Origin of the sequence: Arthrobacter sp. H5 (genome assembly GCF_000520595.1) — a bacterium.
In the GTDB taxonomy this organism is placed as follows: domain Bacteria; phylum Actinomycetota; class Actinomycetes; order Actinomycetales; family Micrococcaceae; genus Arthrobacter_D.
On record NZ_KI914994.1, the window covers coordinates 16,310 to 18,177 of the forward strand.

Consider the following 1,868-nt stretch of genomic DNA (forward strand, 5'->3'; position numbering starts at 1 on the left):
TCGATCACCGGTTGGTCCAGTCGTCCCTCGCTTGGTCGATCACCGGTTGGCCTACGAGTCAGCGCGTAGGACGGCGCCCGCGGCCCGGCGCGCCGGGTTTGCCCCGCTTGTTAGGTCCCCGCATGCCGCGGGGCTTCCCGGAAGTGGCGCCGCGGGCCGTTGGTTTCTTCTTGGGCGCGGGCTCCTTCTGTGCAGACGGCTGCCGTGAACTGCGCTCGGTCCGTCCACGGACAATGCCGATGAACTCCTCGATGTCCTCGGTGGTGTGATCGGCCAGCCAGGCAACGCCGATTGCCGTCACCGGCCCATCGGTAACCGGCCGAGCAACCATATCCCTGCGGCTATGCAGCCGCGCCACGGACATCGGCAGTATCACCACGCCTGCCCCCGACGCGGCCACCTCCACGGCGGACTGGAATCCGCCGCATTCGGCAACGTCCAACAGGTTCTCCGCGGCAAGATCGGTCAGCAGAACATCCTCAAACAGGGACAGTTCATGCTCTTTTGACGCAACCACCACGGCCTGCTCCTCATAGAGAGGGATCAGGCTCAGGGATTCACGGTCCACGGGTAACCGCATAAAGGCGATATCCACGGATCCATCCCGGAGCGCGGAAGCCAGCGGGCCGTCGTCGTACTCGGTTGTCTCAACGGGCTTGCGGGGATGGCGATCGCGCCAGCGGCCCACCCACTTGCCCGGAGTCACACCGGGCACAAAGCCAATGCGGAGAGGGCTGGACTGGGGGTCAGACACTCCCTCACAGTAACCCAAGCTAGGGTTAACTTATGAGCCCCGCAAAGACCCCACAAACACTGAAACCGACCACGGCAGCCAAGAAGCTGGGCGTCTACCTGCCAGCAGCGCCGCTGGAGTTTCAGGACAATGAGGTGACACGGGCAGAGTTCGCCGAGCTCCAAGCCAATCCGCGCTTGGTCGATCACCGGTTGGTCCAGTCGTCCCTCGCTTGGTCGATCACCGGTTGGCCTACGAGTCAGCGCGTAGGACGGCGCCCGCGGCCCGGCGCGCCGGGTTTGCCCCGCTTGTTAGGTCCCCGCATGCCGCGGGGCTTCCCGGAAGTGGCGCCGCGGGCCGTTGGTTTCTTCTTGGGCGCGGGCTCCTTCTGTGCAGACGGCTGCCGTGAACTGCGCTCGGTCCGTCCACGGACAATGCCGATGAACTCCTCGATGTCCTCGGTGGTGTGATCGGCCAGCCAGGCAACGCCGATTGCCGTCACCGGCCCATCGGTAACCGGCCGAGCAACCATATCCCTGCGGCTATGCAGCCGCGCCACGGACATCGGCAGTATCACCACGCCTGCCCCCGACGCGGCCACCTCCACGGCGGACTGGAATCCGCCGCATTCGGCAACGTCCAACAGGTTCTCCGCGGCAAGATCGGTCAGCAGAACATCCTCAAACAGGGACAGTTCATGCTCTTTTGACGCAACCACCACGGCCTGCTCCTCATAGAGAGGGATCAGGCTCAGGGATTCACGGTCCACGGGTAACCGCATAAAGGCGATATCCACGGATCCATCCCGGAGCGCGGAAGCCAGCGGGCCGTCGTCGTACTCGGTTGTCTCAACGGGCTTGCGGGGATGGCGATCGCGCCAGCGGCCCACCCACTTGCCCGGAGTCACACCGGGCACAAAGCCAATGCGGAGAGGGCTGGACTGGGGGTCAGACACTCCCTCACAGTAACCCAAGCTAGGGTTAACTTATGAGCCCCGCAAAGACCCCACAAACACTGAAACCGACCACGGCAGCCAAGAAGCTGGGCGTCTACCTGCCAGCAGCGCCGCTGGAGTTTCAGGACAATGAGGTGACACGGGCAGAGTTCGCCGAGCTCCAAGCCAATCCGCCCGAGT

General features: G+C 64.3%; 3 protein-coding genes and 1 pseudogene. 2 read left to right on the top strand and 2 right to left on the bottom strand.

The genetic code is table 11. The features are described 5' to 3' along the window. Window positions 1-58 precede the first annotated feature (58 nt). A complete protein-coding gene (locus Y708_RS0110895; protein ID WP_253905775.1) occupies window positions 59-754 on the bottom strand; it encodes a LysR family transcriptional regulator substrate-binding protein in 696 nt (231 codons plus the stop codon). A gap of 32 nt (window positions 755-786) precedes the next feature. On the opposite strand from Y708_RS0110895, the pseudogene Y708_RS31030 reads away from it, so the two are divergent. Further along, window positions 787-927, top strand: a pseudogene (locus tag Y708_RS31030) (DUF5997 family protein); the annotation flags it as partial. 65 nt (window positions 928-992) lie between these two features. Here the strand turns inward: Y708_RS31030 and Y708_RS0110900 are convergent. Further along, window positions 993-1,688 (bottom strand): LysR family transcriptional regulator substrate-binding protein, encoded by a 696-nt coding sequence (locus tag Y708_RS0110900; protein WP_253905775.1) that lies wholly within the window; start codon window positions 1,686-1,688, stop codon window positions 993-995. Between the two features lie 32 nt (window positions 1,689-1,720). Here Y708_RS0110900 and Y708_RS31035 point away from each other — a divergent pair. Beyond that, window positions 1,721-1,868, top strand: a 148-nt coding sequence (locus tag Y708_RS31035; RefSeq protein ID WP_035776007.1) for a DUF5997 family protein, incomplete at its 3' end; no start/stop codon positions are given.